Source organism: Acinetobacter sp. MB5 (assembly GCF_003261585.1).
In the GTDB taxonomy this organism is placed as follows: Bacteria; Pseudomonadota; Gammaproteobacteria; order Pseudomonadales; family Moraxellaceae; genus Acinetobacter.
Window position 1 is genome coordinate 376,677 of sequence record NZ_POVU01000001.1, and the last position, 16,856, is coordinate 393,532.

A 16,856-nucleotide genomic window follows, 5' to 3' on the forward strand; every position below is an offset into this window, starting at 1 on the left:
TATGGATACTAAAACTTTATATATCGTAGCGATTGTAATAGGAACCATAAGCGGTGGTTACTACTACTATAGCGGTAAAAGCAAAAAATTAGATGTCAATGCGGCACGCAATATGACCTATTCGGCCAAGGACGTCAAAATTACCCAAACTGATCAGCAAGGGTACGTTTCTGCACGTGCCTCTGTTGATGAAATGGTACAAAACAAACAAAACAATACATCTCAGTTATATAACTTCAATGCGACTACTTATAGTCATGGTAAAATTGATGCGACATATATTGCATCACGTGCCGATGGCTATGATGACAATCAGAAGATTGTATTGTCTGGCAATGTGGTTGCCCACAAAAATACCACTCAAGGCGTCATGACTCTAAAGACTGATCAATTGACTGGCTATCCGAAAACTCGACAGTTAGAAACCACTCATGAAGTTACTGTTGACTCTCCACAAAGCCAGTTTATAAGTCAAGGCTTAAAAGCCGACTTAAATTCAGGACAATACGAGTTTTTCAATATTCGAGGAAACTATGCTCCTAAATCCTAAACGTTCAAATATTAAAACGGTCTTCAACGCTGTCATTTTAGGAGCCCTTTCTTGTACGGCAATGTCAGCATTTGCATTACCTACAGACCGTAATCAACCGATTTCACTGGTTGCAGACCGTGCAACTTATAACGATAAAACAGGTTACACGACGTATTCGGGCAATGTGGTCATTGAACAAGGTTCAATGAAATTACAAGCCGATTCGGTGACAGCACAACTGAACAAAAGCCGCCAAATCAGCACCGTTACTGCCAACGGTCATCCAGCACGTTTCCAACAAAAAATGGATGTCAACAAAGGTTTAGCGCGCGGCGAAGGTCAGAAAATTATCTATGATGCTGACACAGGCATTGTTACATTGAGCGGCAATGCCTATGTTGATCAGGATGGTGCCAGCGTTCGTGGTGCGACCTTACGTTACAGCATGAATAAAGGTGATATTGAGGCTGTAGGTAGTTCATCTGGTGGTGGTGCAACATCAACTAATCCAAGCCAAAATAAAGGCCGTGTCCAGATTGTGATTCCACCTAATGCATCGAAGTCAGCACCAGGAGCAAAAAGTAAATGAGTGATGCCCTCATCAATCAACCACAAAAGCTTCGCATTCGTCATCTTGCAAAAAACTACAGCAAACGCTGGGTAGTCAAAGACGTTTCTTTTGAAATGCACAGTGGTCAAATTGTGGGTTTGCTTGGTCCAAACGGTGCGGGTAAAACCACCAGTTTCTACATGGTGGTTGGCTTGGTTCGTATGGACAAAGGTGAGATTTATCTGGATAACCAAGATTTATCACACTTTGCAATGCATGAGCGCGCACGTAAAGGTATTGGCTACTTGCCACAGGAAGCTTCGATTTTTAGAAAATTGACCATTGGTGAAAATATCATGGCAATTTTGGAAACCCGTAAAGACCTGAACAAAGCTCAGCGTGAACAGCGTCTGAAAGAATTGTTAGATGACTTTAAAATCAGTCATATTAAAGATTCTTTAGGCATGAGCGTATCTGGTGGTGAACGTCGTCGTGCCGAAATTGCGCGTGCTTTGGCAGCGAATCCTAAATTTATGCTGCTCGATGAACCTTTTGCAGGGGTTGACCCAATTTCTGTCGGTGATATTAAAGAAATCATTCAAAACCTGAAAGATCGTGGTATTGGCGTGTTAATTACAGACCACAACGTGCGTGAAACACTGGCAATTTGTGAGAAAGCTTACATTGTCAGTGAAGGCTCTGTGATTGCTGAGGGTACAGCCCAAGAAATTCTGGAAAATACCACAGTTCGTGAAGTTTATTTGGGTGAAGATTTCACCGTATAAAATTTCATTTACTGAATATTTTCAAAGCTGTATATTGAAAAATATACAGCTTTTTTACATTCAATTTAAGGATAAGGCAGGACAAGTGGCAGATCAAATCAAGAAAAAAGGATCGTCGATTACCCGTGTACTTGAAATCATTGAGGCAATTGCAACTGCACAACACCCACCGACTCCTCTCGATTTAGCCATTGCTCTCGACATTCCCAAACCGAGTATTCATCGTTTATTACAGACTTTAGAAAAAGAAGGTTTTATTAAACTCGATACTTATGGCGGTTATATTGTCGGGCGAAGAACTCATGCGCTACTGGTCAGTTCATGGAATCAGGAACCCAAGAAAATAGAACGGCTTGCTATTTTGCAAAAGCTATCGAACCAGATTGGCGAAACCTGTGGTATTGCCATTTTACAAGACAATGAAATGCTCTACACCGATCGGGTGCAAACCAACTGGCCCTTGCAAGTCTATTTACCTGTAGGTTCAAAAGTTCCATTATGGTGTACATCGAGTGGAAAATTGTTTTTAAGTTATTTAGAAAAAGAACGTCGGACGAATGTGCTGAAACATTTGCCGATTGAGCAAATGACTAAAAACACCTTCATTGACAAAGCTGCGTTAGAGCAGAATTTACAAGAAATTTTTGAGCACAAACTTGGAACAGATAACGAAGAATTTATCGCAGGCATGGTGGCGTGTTCTGTACCGATTTTAAATGCAGAACAAGACATTGTGGCATGTCTATATACCCACGCACCCACAATTCGTAAGTCTTTACAGGATTTGATGGCGTATGAACCTGTGCTACGCGAGGCAGCACAGGAACTCAGTCAATTGATTCAGCAAGGATAATCTGTATTCGATTAATTCAGCGTTGGCATAGAGAATTGTACGCCTTCACGGACATTGCTCGATGGCCAACGTTGGGTAATGGTTTTACGGCGCGTGTAAAAACGTGCACCGTCTGGGCCATAGGCATATAAATCACCAAACAATGAACGCTTCCAACCACCAAAACTATGATAAGCCACTGGTACAGGCAACGGGACATTGACCCCAACCATCCCCACTTGGATATGATCGGTAAAGTAACGTGCAGCTTCACCATCGCGGGTATAGATACAGGTACCGTTACCATATTCATGATCATTAATCAGTTGCATGGCTTCTTGCATGGTCGCAACACGAATCACTTGTAGCACAGGGCCAAAGATTTCCTGCTTATAGCTGAGCATGTCTGGGCTCACATGATCAATCAGGGTTGCACCTACAAAGTAACCATTTTCATAGCCTTCAGGTGCAGCATGACGACCATCGACCACCACCGTTGCGCCTTGCTGCTCTGCGCTGTCAATATGTCCGATCACTTTGGCTTTATGTTCTGCGGTAATTACAGGGCCGAAGTCATTGTCTTTATTGGCAAAGTGTCCGTATTTCAAACCTTGCATACGTTCACTGAGTTGCTGTACCAAAGCATCGGCTGTTTCATCACCCACTGCAACAGCAACTGATAACGCCATACAGCGCTCACCCGATGAACCAAATGCTGCACCCAACAATGAACTCACGACATTTTCAAGATCTGCATCAGGCATCACAATCGCATGGTTTTTCGCACCGCCAAGTGCCTGACAGCGTTTACCTGTTGAAGTTGCAGTCTGGTAAATGTATTCGGCAATTGGGGTTGAACCAACAAAACTCACCGCTTGTACACGGCGATCGTGCAGTAAAGTATCGACCGCGACTTTGTCACCATTCACCACATTAAACACACCATCTGGCAAACCTGCCTGTTTCAACAATTCAGCAAGGAAAAGTGTTGAAGATGGATCTTTTTCTGATGGTTTTAAAACAAAACAGTTCCCGCAGACGATTGCCATCGGGAACATCCACAGCGGTACCATTACGGGGAAGTTAAATGGGGTAATCCCTGCGACCACACCGAGCGGTTGGAACTCACTCCATGAATCAATTGATGGGCCTACATTTTTGCTAAATTCACCTTTGAGAAATTCTGGTGCACCACAGGCATATTCCACATTTTCAATACCGCGCTGTAGTTCGCCCGCAGCATCATGCACGATTTTGCCGTGTTCAGCCCCAATCAACTCACAGATTTTATCGGCATGTTGTTCGAGTAATTCTTTAAATTTAAACATGACACGCGCACGTTTAATTACAGGGGTATCACGCCATTCAGGAAATGCGGCTTGTGCAGCGGCAATTGCCTGCTCGACAGTTTCAATACTGGCAATGGCAACTTCCTTGCTTTGCTCTCCTGTTGACGGGTTATAAACGGCTTGGGTACGTGCATGGTCGTAACACAGTTTGCCTTGGATAAAGTGACCAATCATGTCCATTGTGGGAGTTCCTCGTTGTGATTCTAAGATCAGACTTCTTTCATAAGACCTTTTTATTTCTCCCTCAGGGAGAAAAATAAAGAGGGGTAAATGCTTATGAAAGTGGTCTAGTGTTGATTTTAAAAATAAGCCATTTACAGCCATAATTTTTGATAAAGCTGTACCATTTCTTCAGTGCTAGGTACAACTGGATTATTGTTTGGTGAACCCGATGCTAAAGCTTGTTCTGCCATAGTTTCAACCACAGCATCAAAATCAGCTTTATTGACACCAAATTCTGCCAAAGTCGGTACTTTGAGTTCTCGATTAATCTGCTCTAGTGCCGCAACCAGTTTTTGATTGGCAAGATCGGTCGCATCATTGGGTTCTGCAACACCCATGGCTTTAGCACAGGTGGCATACCGTTCAGGTGCCGCATTAATCGAATAAGCCGTGATCATCGGTAATAACATGGCATTGGAGAGTCCATGCGGCACATGGAAAAATGCCCCGATTGGTCGGCTCATGCCATGCACCAAAGCCACGGAAGCATTGGAAAATGCAATCCCTGCCAAGGTCGCACCAAGCATCATCTGTTCACGTGCGGTAGCATCTTCAGGGTGTTGATAGACTTGAATCAGGTTTTGACCAATCAATTTCATCGCTGCGATTGCTTGTGAGTCACTGTATAGATTGGCTTTTTTACTAACATAAGCTTCAATGGCATGGGTCAGTGCATCAATGCCTGTATCAGCAGTGGTACGCGCAGGTAAACTCAGTGTCAGTTCATAGTCAACAATCGCCGCGACTGGCAAAAAGCCAATTCCCGTGCACAGCATTTTTTCATGGGTGACGTCATCGGTAATAATGGTGAATTTGGTACATTCCGAGCCAGTGCCTGCCGTGGTGGGCATCGCAATGATTGGCAGACCTGTTTCATGCACTTGACGTGGGAATTTATAATCGCGTATCTCTCCGCCAAATTTCCCTAAAATACCAATCGCTTTGGCACTGTCAATCACACTGCCACCACCAATCGCAATGATCGCATCGTAATCTTGAGACTGAACTTTTTCGACACCCGCAGCAATCGAGCTGGCGGTCGGCTCTGGAATGGTATCGGCAAAGTAGTCGGTTGAGATATTGGCTTGAGCCAAAATCGCCTGTAGTTGATCGACATAACCCAAAGACAGCATGACACGGTCAGTAATGATTAAAGGTTTACTTGCCCCTAACGATGCCAAAATATCGGGCAACTGACTTCGTGCATTACGCCCAATTTCTAAAATACGTGGTAAAACAATACGGTGTGACATAACACACTTCCCTATCTTATTAAAATGATCCAAATAAAGTGCCCAAGACAATCACTGCAACCAAGGCAACAAGTGGAATAATCACCGCAACCATGAACATATCAAAATATGACTGCCGATGCGTTAATCCACACAATGTAATAATCGTGATGACTGCGCCGTTGTGAGGTAATGAATCCAGTGCGCCAGATGCCATAGACGCTACGCGGTGCATCAACTCTGGAGAAATCGAAAATTGATGAGCCAAATTCATATACGTTGTGCCCATGGTATTGAGTGCAATACTCAATCCACCTGAGGCTGATCCTGTAATGCCTGCCAGAACATTAACCACAATCGCTTCAGAAACTAAAGGATTACTTGGCGCAAGCCCAACCAAAAAATCACGCAGAATAAGGAAGCCAGCCAAAGATGCAATCACTGATCCATAACCAACTTCCGATGCTGTATTAAAAATTGGAAGGAATGAAGAACTGACACCCTGCTGTATAGAATGTCGTACATCTTCAATACGTGACCAGTTCAACACAATAATACTCAAGCAAGCACAAACCAGTGCACACACAATTGCCCACAGACCAACCACGGATGCCAGTGAAGCCTGCCCAAACTGGCTGCTGGCAAGAAAACTGGTATCCATATGTGGGAACACTAACTTGGTTAAGGCAAAGTTCATCACGATCACCACGAAAATTGGTGCAAACGCCACCATTAAGCTTGGGCGATCTCCATCAACTACATGCACTTGATGATGTTGCTCATACGCATGTTGACCATATCCTTCTTGTGCAAATGCCGCCTGCTTAACACGATAATTCAGCCAATACATCCCACCACATAACATCATTGCTGCACCAATCACACCTAACCATGGCGCTGCGTATAAATCTGTTTTGAAATATGGCATTGGAATCGCATTTTGTATCGCAGGTGTTCCTGGCAATGCTGTCATTGTAAAGGTCAATGCCCCTAGCATAATTGCTGCGGGAATAAGACGTTTTGGTAACTGCAACTCAAGAAATAGCGCAGCGGCAATTGGAAAGACAGCAAAGCCCACAACAAATAACGAGACACCGCCATAGGTTAAAATCGCGCAAGACAACACAATTGAGAGCATGGCACGTTGTTGCCCCAAACGTTCTACAAAAAAATTGGCAATGGTTCGTGCTGAACCTGAATCATCCATGAGCTTGCCAAAAATTGCACCCAGTAAAAATAATGGAAAATATTTAATGACATAGCCACCTAGCCCTGTCATGAAAATTTGAGTGTAATAGCCCAATAAAGCATGGCTCATCCCACTCCACATTACTGCAAACAAAGCCAGTAATGGCGCTAAAACGATGACACTAAATCCTTTATATGCCAGATACATCAGCAATATTAAGGACAAGACAATACCTGTGAGTCCTAACATTGGAAAACATCCTTGATTTTTGACTATCCATTTTTTATAAAATGATACGATTCGTATCATTATTAAATTAATATAAATTAACTTTCGCATCCCCGCAAATGATTTTTTATCGACTTTAGTCAACAAGCCATTGTTCTACCTTCATGTCGTCATATTCTAAAAATAAAAAAACCGCTTAATTCAGCGGTTGGAGATAAAACGAAATTGGGCTTTCCACGACTAGCGATAAACCATTCCACCATCGGTTAAAATTGATTGTCCTGTAATATAGTCCGAATCCTCACTGGCTAAGAATGCCACCAAAGCTGCCACATCATCTGGCGTTTCAGCACGCCCCAAGGCAATCCCTTCAACATATTTTTTGTAGGTTTCACCTATCGCCGCGCCTGTAATTTCAGAAAAACGCTTATCGATTTCCACCCACATGTCTGTGCCAACTATTCCAGGGCAATAGCCATTTACGGTAATACCTTGACTGGCATATTCTTTGGCGGCTGCCTGTGTCAGTGCCCGCACTGCAAATTTGGTCGCTGAATACACACCCAGCAAAGCAAAGCCATCATGTCCTGCAATTGAACAGGCATTGATAATCTTGCCTTTTTGCTTACGCTGCTGAAATTTCTTGGCAGCGGCCTGTATGCCCCATAACACGCCACCAATATTCACATCAACAATTTTATGAAATTCCGCAGGCGTGACATCGGCAAGTGCCTGAACCTGAGCAATGCCTGCATTATTGATCAGGATATCGAAACCACCCAAGCTGCTTTCAGCATGGTCAATCGCCAGTGTGACCTGTTCCAACTGACTGACATCGGCAATAAAGGTACTGGCTTGAACACCCAATGCCTGCACTTCCTGTTGCACTGCTTGTAATTTTTCCTGATGCATGTCGACCAATGCCACATGCACGCCCTCTTGTGCCAGACGTAGTGCAATCCCGCGTCCAATTCCCTGTGCTGCACCTGTGACCAAGGCAACTTTATTGTGTAACCCTCTTGGCATTTTTTGATCCTTTTGATTTGAATGACCAGGAGAATCCTGCTCCTGTAATCAAGATGACTTCCCTCAGTTTAATTCTTGTGGTCTTCTATTCAGCGCAAAGAATCGGGGTTAACCAAGAGAAGTCTGTGTTCTTTATATTTATGGATGAACAATAACTTTCACCGCAGATTCATTGTTATGAATCAGGGTTTCAAAACCTTGTGAAATCAGATCATCCAGTTGAATGCGCTGAGTAATAAACGGTTCAAGATTAATCTTACCTTGCTCAACCAGTTTGATGGTTTCCTGATGATCATTGACGTAGGCAATCGTGCCACGCACATCTAGTTCTTTCATCACCACGCTATGCACATTAATGGTGGCTGGATGGCTCCAGATCGACACGATCACAATCACGCCTGTCGGCTTGGTTGCAGCGACCAAGGTATCTAAAACCTTGTTGACGCTACTGCATTCAAAGGCAACATCAACACCGCGATCTTGGGTAATTTTCATGACTTCGGCGACCACATCGACCTGTGATGGATCGAGAATATAATCGGCAACGCCTGATTCTTTGGCTTTTTCCTTACGTTTACTACTCAGTTCGGTGACGATCACGGTTAAGCCTTTGGCTTTGAGAATCGCAGAGAGCAATAAACCAATCGGCCCTGCTCCACCCACCAAAGCAATATCGCCTGCTTTCGCGCCACTGCGCACATAGGCATGATGCCCCACCGAAAGCGGTTCAATCAGCGCTGCCTGATCGAGCGGAATGCTGTTAGAAATCGGATGTACCCAACGGCGTTTCACCGCAATTTTTTCCGATAATCCACCACCGCGACCACCCAAGCCAATAAAGTTCATATTTTTGGAGAGATGATAGTTTTCACCTGGACCTGTCGGCACATCATCAGCAATAATATATGGCTCAACTACCACATGTTGCCCCACCTGAATATCCGTCACGCCTTCGCCGACTGCATAGACTACGCCTGAAAACTCATGCCCCATCGTGATCGGTGCAGATTCCCCCGAAATCGGATGCGGATGACCACATGGTGGAATAAAAATCGGGCCTTCCATAAATTCATGCAGGTCAGTGCCGCAAATGCCACACCATGCCACCTGAATGCCGACTGTACCTGCGGCGACTTCTGGTTCTGGAATATCTTCAATGCGGATATCCCCTTTGTCATAAAAACGTGCTGCTTTCATTGTTTTGTATCCGTCAAATGATGAGTGAAAAAGTTAAATATGAATCGCGCGTTGCATGGATGCCAAAATCGATTCATGCATCGCTTCCGATAAGGTTGGATGCGGGAAAATGACCTGTGCCAATGTCGCATCGGTCGCTTCAAGATATTTGGCAATCGCAAAACCGTGAATATGCTCGGTAACTTCATGCCCCACCATGTGCGCGCCTAGCAGTTCACCTGTTTCCGCATGAATAATGGTTTTAACAAAGCCTGCACTATCACCAAGTGCCAAGGCTTTACCATTGGCAGAGAGTGGAAACTTACCAATATGAATCGGCAGATTTTGGGCTTTCGCTGCTGATTCATGCAGCCCGATACTCGCCACTTGTGGATGAGTAAAAATACACCCAGGAATTTGGCTACGATCTAGTGCATGTACACCTTGCACGCCTGCAATTTTTTCAACACACAAAATACCTTCGTGGCTGGCTTTGTGTGCCAAACACGGCGCACCCGCAACATCCCCAATCGCATACAACCCGACAACATTGGTTTTGCAGAAGCTATCGGTCTGAATAAAGCCTTGAGGATTTAACTCCACACCTAAATCTTCCAATCCTAAATTTTTGGTATTCGGCTGTACACCAATCGCTGAAAGCACCTGATCAAATTCAAGTGTCTGTTCACCTTGAGGTGTCGTCACTACACACTGCACTTGTTCATTCACAATGCTGATGCTTTGAATCGCGGCTTGAGTCAGTATCTGCATGCCTTTTTGCTGAAACTGCTTTTGCACATACTTAGCAACTTCAACATCTTCAGTCGGTAAAATTTGCTTGGCAATATCAATCAGCGTGACCTGACAACCCAAGTCCTGATACAAACTGGCAAACTCGCTGCCGATTGCACCCGAACCCACCACCAGTAAACGCTTTGGCAATTGTTCAGGAACCAAAGCTTCTTTATAACTCCAGACATATTTGCCATCGACAGGGAGCTGTGGCAAATGCCGTGCCTGTGCGCCTGTCGCTAAAATAATGTGCGGTGCCGTTAAGATTTGCTGTTTTCCATTAGCATCGGTCAGTTGCAAGGTTTCTTTGCCAATCAGTTTGGCTTTGGCATCGAACACCGTGACCTGATTTTTTTTCAGCAAATGGGCAATGCCCTGTACCAGTTGTGCTGACACCTGACGGCTATGCTTGACCAGTTGTTGCAGATCAAACTCAATCTGCGACAATTGAAAACCAAACTGTCCCGCATGTTTAAGCTGGGTTGCCAGTTCCGCGCCTGCAAGTAAAGCTTTGGTCGGAATACAACCCCAGTTCAGACAAATCCCGCCCAAATGCTGTGCTTCAACAATCGCCGTGTTTAGCCCGAGCTGGGCTGCACGAATGGCAGCCACGTACCCTCCTGGCCCTGCACCCACCACCACCACATCAAATTGTGTTTCTGACATGCGGTTTCTCCTAGACCAAAATCAGGGCGGGGTTTTCAACAAACTGTTTGAAGCTTGCCAAAAATTTTGCCCCAACTGCACCATCAATCACGCGGTGATCACAAGACAACGTTGCCGTGACGATTTCCCGAACCACGATTTCACCTTGCTCAACCACAGCACGTGCTTCAGATGCACCGAGTGCCATAATCGCGCCTTGTGGTGGATTGATGATGGCATCAAACTGTTTAATGCCAAGCATGCCCAAATTGGAAATACTAAAACTGCCACCCTGAAACTCGTCAGGCTGTAATTTTCCAGTTTTGGCACGAGTGGCTAAATCACGCATTTCGGTTGAAATTTCAGAGAGTGATTTTTGATTGGCTGCTTTCACAATCGGGGTGATTAAGCCATTGGGAATCGCCACTGCCACTGAAATATCGGCCTGAGCAAATTGCAAAATCGACTGGGTTGCTTCGTCAAACTGCACATTAACCTCAGGCACTTTGAGCAATGCTGCCGCAGCCGCTTTAATCAACATATCGTTAATCGATAATTTTACCTGCGGAACGCTATCATTGATTTGCTTACGTAGGTTTTGCATAGCCTCAACATTGAGATCCACTGTTAAACGGAAATGTGGCGCATTGCGTTTCGCTGCTTGCAGACGCGAAGCAATCGCTTTACGCATGGCATTTAAGGCAATCGCAGTGACCTGATTTTTGGGTGCAGATTCTGAACTGGTCGCAGAAGATTCAGCACACACAGTACTTGGATTGTCCCGATGATATAGCGCTTCAACATCTTCCTTACACACGCGTCCACGCGAACCCGACACACGACAGTCATTCAGGTTAATGCCCCACTGTTTCGCCAAACGGCGCGCCACGGATGTTGCAAAAACCTGACTGTCATCGGCAGTAGACTTCGCAACTTTACCAGAGGATTGTACTTGAACTTTTACATCTGCCCATTGTCCGCCCGCGGCACGTACCGCAGTCTGGATGTCTTGTACGCTAATACGCCCTTCACGCCCTGAACCTGAAACTTTTGCCAAATTCACATTGTGCTTTGCAGCCAGTTTCAGTGCATGTGGCGTGGCAAAAATCGTGGCATCTTGCTGATAACCTTGTAATGCCGCAGGAATCACAAAACCCGTTTGTGTTGTTGCAGGTGCTTTGGCAACTGGCGCAGTCGTACTTGCCACAGCTACAGACGGTGCTGCGACTTCGGCTTGTGGTACGGTTGCCGCCACAGCCGTTTCCGCCTGAACCGCAGGTGCAGGACTCACAGTTGCGCCCCCTAAAGACTGTACAAACTGTTCAATTTCAGCAGCGGAAACACTGCTTTCTGCACAGACAGCAATGAGCCCACCTACAGGTAAAGTATCGCCATCTTTAGCAATGATTTTGCGTAAGGTACTGCCAAAGGGTGCTTCAAGGACATTGACGATTTTGGTGGTTTCAATCTCGCAGATTTCCTGCCCTTTGCTAAAACTGTCACCTTCCTGAATCAACCATTGGGCAATCGTGCCTTCTTCCATGGACAATCCCCATTTCGGGATTTCCAGCGTTTTGATTTCGCTCATCCTAAGCCTCCAAGGTTTTACGTACAGCCTGCTCGATGCGTTCTACGCTCGGAATCCATTCCTTTTCCAATACAGGTGAAAATGGCACGGGTGTATGTGGCGGCGTGACGAGTTCAATTGGTGCTTTCAGATAGTGGAAGCCTTTTTGTGCAATCAGCGCAGCGACATCATGCCCGAAGCCACAACGCGCTGCCGACTCATCTACAATCACCACACGCCCTGTCGATGCAACCGATTCCAAAATACCTTCTTCATCCAGTGGTGAAATAGTACGCGGATCAACCACTTCGACTGAAATGCCTTCTTTTGCCAGTTTGTCAGCCACTTCATTGGCACGGTGCACCATCAGGCTTAAAGCAATAATGGTGACATCTGTTCCTTCGCGGGTGTAATTCGCCACACCAAACGGAATGGTATAGGCTTCGTCTGGCACTTCACCTTTAATGTCGTACAGCATTTTGTGCTCACAGAACACCACAGGGTCATCGTCACGAATGGCTTGAGTGAGTAAACCTTTGACATCGTAAGGGCTAGATGGCACAACCACCTTCAAACCTGGCACGGCTGCAAACACGTTATACGGCGACTGCGAGTGCTGCGCTGCTGCTGAGAAGCCCGCACCGATCATGCCACGCACCACCATTGGCGCTTTGGCTTTGCCACCAAACATATAGCGGAATTTTGCGGCTTGGTTATACAGCATGTCATGACAGACACCGTAAAAGTCCATAAACATCAGGTCCGCCACAGGGCGCAAACCGGTTGCGGCTGCACCTGCCGCCATCCCAATAATCGCAGACTCAGTAATCGGCGTGTCAATCACGCGCTCTGAGCCAAACTCCGTCCACAAACCTTTGGTGACACCGAGCACCCCACCAAAACCTTCGATTTTATTTTCTTCGGTGTTTTTACCGCCATGTCCTCCACGGACATCTTCCCCAACCACAAACACGGTTGGGTCTCGGCGCATTTCCAGTTCAATCGCTTCTTTGATCGCGTTACGAAAACTTTTATTTGGCATGATTCACTATTCCCTTAGTAAGACACATAAACGTCGGTCAACAGTTGCTCGGCTTTTGGATATTCCGCCGCACGTGCTTTGGCAACCGCATCATCGACATTGGCTTTCGATGCCACATCAATCGCATCGAGTTTGGCAACATCGACTTTGCCTTTGACTTTTTTACGGAATATTTTCAGTGGGTCTTTATGCTCTTTGACATAGTCCACTTCTTCTTTAGAGCGGATCAATCCCGGATCGCCCTCAAAATGCCCATAAAAACGGTTGGTCACGGTTTCAATCACACTTGGGCCTTCACCACGACGCGCACGCTCAATGGCTTTTTTTGCTGCGTCATATACGGCAAAGAAGTCGGTGCCATCGACCTTAACTGCAGGCAAACCAAAACCTGCTGCACGCCCTGCAATGTCTTTACTGCCCACTGCGTAGTCATGCCCTGTACCTTCACCAAAACCATTGTTTTCAAATACAAAAATGACTGGAAGATTCAGCACCACCGCCATATTCATGGCTTCAAAAGTCAAGCCTTGGTTAGAACCGCCATCACCTGTAAAAGACAGTCCAATCCCACCCGTTTTTAGGGTTTTCGCAGTCAATGCCGCACCAATCGCTAAAGGAGGGCCACCGCCTACAATCCCGTTTGCGCCGAGCATACCCTTGTCCAAATCGGCAATATGCATCGAACCGCCTTTACCACGGCAAAGACCATCATCTTTCCCAAAAATTTCCAGCATCATGGCGTGAATATCACAGCCTTTGGCAATACAGTGCCCATGCCCACGGTGAGTCGAGGTAATGTAGTCTTTATCGGTTAAATTTTCGCAGATACCCACTGCAACCGCTTCTTCACCACTGTATAAGTGAATGAACCCCGGAATATCACCATTGGTATTTTCTTCGTGAAGTCGGTCTTCAAATTCACGAATATCGCGCATACGTTTATATGCGGCAAGTAATTGCTCTTCAGTAAGCTGCATATCCATATCCCTTATATTTTAAATATCATCTTTAAAATGAAATTAATCTAACGGTTCGATTTAAACCATCTGTATTTATATAAAATCAAATTTTTAATATTGGATATTAGACTAAAAAAGTTTTTGATTTATTTTTAGACAAAAATGAAATAAAACAAGCAATTAAACCAATAAAATAAAATGTTATTTTTTATTAATAATCAATAAATTATAAAAACAAACCTTCAACCAACCTTTGCCTGATAATCTATAATGCTGCTATTTTAATTTAAAGGCATCAATGATTTTAAAATAGAGGTTATTTATACATTATTCCGAGTAAATCAATCAATTTAAATCACATAAGGATATGTTTTAAATGTCACAAAGTATAAAACCACAACAAGGCGAAAAATTACGGGGTGCAGATAAACTGGCACGTATTCCCGTTAAAATTATTCCCAGTGAACATTTACCTAAAAAACCACAGTGGATACGCAGTAAAATCAGCGATCCTGAAGAAATTAAGCGCATTCAGCGTTTATTAAGACAACAAAAGCTGTATACCGTGTGTGAAGAAGCCGCTTGCCCCAATCTGCCACAATGCTTTGGCAGTGGTACTGCGACCTTTATGATCATGGGCGATATTTGCACGCGGCGTTGTCCATTTTGCGATGTGGCACATGGTCGCCCGTTGGCACTCGATGCCGATGAACCCATGCATCTTGCCGAAACGGTGGCACGTTTAAAGCTCAATTATGTGGTGATAACTTCCGTAGATCGAGATGATCTGATCGATGGTGGCGCACAGCATTTTGTGGATTGCATTCGTGCAATTCGAGCGCAATGCCCAGAGACGCGGATTGAAATTTTAGTGCCTGATTTTCGCGGTCGGATGCCTTTGGCACTAGAAATTTTAAGTCGCTGCCCGCCCGATGTATTTAATCACAATATTGAAACCGTGCCACGCTTGTATAAAGCCATGCGCCCGGGTTCTGACTATCAGCACTCACTCCAGTTATTGCAACAGTTTAAGCGGCGTTGTCCCGATATTTTGACCAAATGCGGATTGATGGTCGGTCTGGGTGAGATTGAAGCCGAGGTGTTGGCTTTACTCAATGATCTGAAAGACCATGAGGTCGATCTAGTGACAATTGGACAATACTTACAGCCAAGCCCTGCGTATGCCCCGATTCAGCGTTTTGTCGAACCTGCCGAATTTCAGCGTTATCAAACGCATGGTCAACATTTAGCGTTTTTTAATTTATGGAGTGCGCCGATGGTGCGTTCCAGTTACTTTGCCGACAAGCAATACTTGGGAGAAAATCTACCTATTTTTTAATAACCATAGAAAAAACAAGTGTTTCATTTTACAGTTCACAAAGTACCGAAATTTTTTAACATTTTTCGAGCAAACTACAGCAACAATCTGCTATAAATTGGTGTGGGAGATGAGGCGACACAAGATTTAGAAATAGCCAAGAGATCGGGACAAACTGCTGTTTTAGATCATAAAAAATCGTTTCTTTGCTGTGAATTTGAATGCACTAAACTGCGATGGGACAGACAAAATGCTCAACGGATATGAGTCTAATGCCCCATCTTTTGAAGGATAACAACATGGATATGCAACACACTCGTTTTTCTGGCACATCTGCTGATTCGCTTCTTTCTTTAACTGCCGCACCACTGCTTTGTTTAGAGCAAAACTGGCAGTCTTCCTTATTTGGGCGCAGTATTCAACACGGACAACGCGAGCTTGCCAGCATTGCTGATGAAGCGGGCATGGCAATTGGGGTCACTGACAGTTGTGGCACATTGCTCTGGACATGGAGCAGTAGTGCCATGCGTTCTTCTGCCGAGCAGGTGCATTTTGTTGAAGGTGGACAATGGTCAACCCAATCGGTGGGAACCAATGCGATTGGTCTAGCACTCAATACCCATCAAACCAGTTGTGTCTATTCACATGAAAATAGCATGAACAGTGTGCGTGACTGGGTCTGTTATGCCACCCCAATTATTGACCAAAAAACCAAGCAATATTATGGCATTATGAATTTATCTGCCAAATATAAACGCCATAGTACTTTGGGAAAATTGGCGGTCGAACGCTGTGCAGAATTACTCAGCCAGATTTTTCATGTACAACAGCAAGACTGCCTGTCCATGAATCTGTTTGGCATGCCACAAGTCACATTTAATCAAACCTCACTCACCCTGACGCAACGCCAAACCGAAATTTTATGTATTTTGGCACTCTGCCCCACAGGAATTCAGCTTGATGAGTTGCACTATGCACTTTATGGTGATCGGGACGTTAGTTTAACGACCTTAAAAGCCGAAATTTCGCAGCTCCGCCATTTACTCAAAGGTGGGATTCAGTCACGTTGTTACCGTCTGAATTGTGAGTTGCAATGTGACTTTCTCATGGCAGAAAAAGCCTTGAATGCAGGTTATATGCAAACCGTGTTTAATTTATATAAAGGCGAATTTTTACCGAAAACCGATAGCCCATTTTTACGGGCATGGCGCGATGCTTTTGATGCGCGCCTGAGCCACTATATTTATCACTGTCAAGATGCAAACTTGCTGCTGACTTTGGTCAATCGTGCACCTGAACGTCTGGATGCCATTGAACGGTTATTGGAAATTTTACCTGAAGACAGCCCGTATTTAGACAAAGTACAGACCTTACTCAGTCGGAGTTAAACATTCTAAATAAATTGATCACCT

The 16,856-nt window shown here is 44.8% G+C and carries 15 protein-coding genes; 6 read left to right on the top strand and 9 right to left on the bottom strand.

Features of this window, described 5'->3' with window-relative positions; translation table 11 throughout:
* Position 1: 1 nt before the first annotated feature.
* The 4 genes from lptC (at position 2) to C1A47_RS01880 (ending at position 2,720) form a co-directional block, all read left to right on the top strand.
* Entirely contained in the window at positions 2-550 is a 549-nt protein-coding gene (gene lptC / locus C1A47_RS01865) for an LPS export ABC transporter periplasmic protein LptC (RefSeq protein WP_111891835.1), read from the top strand.
* Complete coding sequence (lptA, locus tag C1A47_RS01870) at positions 534-1,121, top strand: lipopolysaccharide transport periplasmic protein LptA (RefSeq protein WP_111891837.1); 588 nt, start codon at positions 534-536, stop codon at positions 1,119-1,121. Before lptC ends, lptA begins: the two co-directional genes overlap by 17 nt.
* A complete protein-coding gene (gene lptB / locus C1A47_RS01875; RefSeq protein ID WP_111891839.1) occupies positions 1,118-1,867 on the top strand; it encodes an LPS export ABC transporter ATP-binding protein in 750 nt (249 codons plus the stop codon). Before lptA ends, lptB begins: the two co-directional genes overlap by 4 nt.
* Positions 1,868-1,964: 97 nt before the next feature.
* Positions 1,965-2,720 carry an IclR family transcriptional regulator gene (locus C1A47_RS01880; protein WP_111892191.1) on the top strand — a complete coding sequence of 252 codons (756 nt, stop codon included), beginning with the start codon at positions 1,965-1,967 and terminating at the stop codon, positions 2,718-2,720.
* Between the two features lie 11 nt (positions 2,721-2,731).
* Here the strand turns inward: C1A47_RS01880 and C1A47_RS01885 are convergent, their stop codons facing one another.
* The 9 genes from C1A47_RS01885 to C1A47_RS01925 form a co-directional block, all read right to left on the bottom strand.
* Complete coding sequence (locus C1A47_RS01885; protein WP_111891841.1) at positions 2,732-4,228, bottom strand: CoA-acylating methylmalonate-semialdehyde dehydrogenase; 1,497 nt, start codon at positions 4,226-4,228, stop codon at positions 2,732-2,734.
* A gap of 134 nt (positions 4,229-4,362) precedes the next feature.
* Entirely contained in the window at positions 4,363-5,523 is a 1,161-nt protein-coding gene (locus tag C1A47_RS01890) for an iron-containing alcohol dehydrogenase (protein ID WP_111891843.1), read from the bottom strand.
* 19 nt (positions 5,524-5,542) lie between these two features.
* Positions 5,543-6,940 (bottom strand): GntP family permease, encoded by a 1,398-nt coding sequence (locus tag C1A47_RS01895; RefSeq protein ID WP_111891845.1) that lies wholly within the window; start codon positions 6,938-6,940, stop codon positions 5,543-5,545.
* Positions 6,941-7,159: 219 nt separating this feature from the next.
* The gene (locus tag C1A47_RS01900; protein WP_111891847.1) at positions 7,160-7,945 is read right to left on the bottom strand and encodes an acetoin reductase; all 786 of its coding nucleotides are present in this window, start codon (positions 7,943-7,945) and stop codon (positions 7,160-7,162) included.
* A gap of 138 nt (positions 7,946-8,083) precedes the next feature.
* On the bottom strand, positions 8,084-9,142 hold the full coding sequence (locus tag C1A47_RS01905) for a 2,3-butanediol dehydrogenase (RefSeq protein ID WP_111891849.1): 1,059 nt from the start codon (positions 9,140-9,142) through the stop codon (positions 8,084-8,086).
* 33 nt (positions 9,143-9,175) lie between these two features.
* Positions 9,176-10,579 carry a dihydrolipoyl dehydrogenase gene (gene lpdA / locus C1A47_RS01910; protein ID WP_111891851.1) on the bottom strand — a complete coding sequence of 468 codons (1,404 nt, stop codon included), beginning with the start codon at positions 10,577-10,579 and terminating at the stop codon, positions 9,176-9,178.
* A gap of 10 nt (positions 10,580-10,589) precedes the next feature.
* The gene (locus C1A47_RS01915; protein WP_111891853.1) at positions 10,590-12,146 is read right to left on the bottom strand and encodes a 2-oxo acid dehydrogenase subunit E2; all 1,557 of its coding nucleotides are present in this window, start codon (positions 12,144-12,146) and stop codon (positions 10,590-10,592) included.
* 1 nt (position 12,147) lies between these two features.
* A complete protein-coding gene (locus C1A47_RS01920) occupies positions 12,148-13,167 on the bottom strand; it encodes an alpha-ketoacid dehydrogenase subunit beta (RefSeq protein ID WP_111891855.1) in 1,020 nt (339 codons plus the stop codon).
* Between the two features lie 14 nt (positions 13,168-13,181).
* Positions 13,182-14,144 (bottom strand): thiamine pyrophosphate-dependent dehydrogenase E1 component subunit alpha, encoded by a 963-nt coding sequence (locus C1A47_RS01925; protein ID WP_111891857.1) that lies wholly within the window; start codon positions 14,142-14,144, stop codon positions 13,182-13,184.
* 358 nt (positions 14,145-14,502) lie between these two features.
* Here C1A47_RS01925 and lipA point away from each other — a divergent pair, with 358 nt between their 5' ends.
* Together lipA and C1A47_RS01935 are read left to right on the top strand one after the other, a co-directional pair.
* Positions 14,503-15,465 carry a lipoyl synthase gene (lipA, locus tag C1A47_RS01930; protein ID WP_111891859.1) on the top strand — a complete coding sequence of 321 codons (963 nt, stop codon included), beginning with the start codon at positions 14,503-14,505 and terminating at the stop codon, positions 15,463-15,465.
* Positions 15,466-15,743: 278 nt separating this feature from the next.
* Positions 15,744-16,832 carry a transcriptional regulator gene (locus tag C1A47_RS01935; RefSeq protein WP_111891861.1) on the top strand — a complete coding sequence of 363 codons (1,089 nt, stop codon included), beginning with the start codon at positions 15,744-15,746 and terminating at the stop codon, positions 16,830-16,832.
* The last annotated feature ends 24 nt before the right edge of the window (positions 16,833-16,856 follow it).